Source organism: Cupriavidus sp. SK-3 (genome assembly GCF_000611145.1).
Lineage (GTDB): Bacteria > Pseudomonadota > Gammaproteobacteria > Burkholderiales > Burkholderiaceae > Cupriavidus.
In genome coordinates this window covers 1-795 of record NZ_JFJV02000142.1, presented here as the reverse complement: position 1 = coordinate 795, position 795 = coordinate 1, and the positions used below count along the sequence as shown (strand labels likewise).

Sequence of the window (795 nt, the reverse complement as noted above, 5' to 3'; positions counted from 1 at the left end):
GGGTCCAGCAATGGCTACATAGCCCAGACCCGGCCTTTCGCGAGAAGGTCAATGGGATTTGCAAGCTGTACCGCAAGGCGCCGCGAAATGCGGTGGTGCTCAGTATCGACGAGAAGACCGGCATTCAGGCCATCGAGCGTAAGCACCCAGGACGCGCACCCGCGCCGGGGCGGCTGCGTCGGCGTGAGTTTGAATATATTCGTCACGGCACCCAGGCGTTGATTGCCGCGCTGGACGTGCATACCGGAGAGGTGCTGGCAGAATGCCGCGACCGGCGCACCCAGGAGGATCTGGTAGCCTTCATGGAACGCGTGGCAAGCGCGTACCCGGGCAAGCAGGTGCACGTCGTCTGGGACAACCTCAACACACATTGCGCCCGGGCCGTCTGGCAGACGTTCAACGCCCGGCACGATGGGCGGTTTCACTTCCACTTCACGCCATTGCACGCGAGTTGGGTCAATCAGATCGAACGCTGGTTTGCCCGCTACACGCGCCGGGTGCTGCCCCATGCGAGCCACACCAGCCCCGCGCACCTGCGCGAACGCACCGAGCAGTTTGTCCGCGCACACAATCAGGTGGCCCGCCCGTTCAAATGGAGTTTCCGGGGCTATCCATTGCAAACCGGCGCATCGTAATCGAGGATCGACATGCCAGCCTTACCCACCAAACATTACGCTGCCGAATTGCAGCAGCAACTGCGCAGCCTGCTCGGCCACGAGCAGATCATCACACAAGCCTACGGGCGTCACCTGCTGATCAAACGCCTGGACGACGAGGAGCCGACCGTGGTGGCTC

General features: G+C 62.6%; 1 protein-coding gene. It reads left to right on the top strand.

Annotation, left to right across the window (positions count from 1 at the left end; genetic code table 11):
- On the top strand, nucleotides 1-635 hold a 635-nt coding region (locus CF70_RS15165; protein WP_035866037.1), incomplete at its 5' end, for an IS630 family transposase.
- Between the last annotated feature and the right edge of the window lie 160 nt (nucleotides 636-795).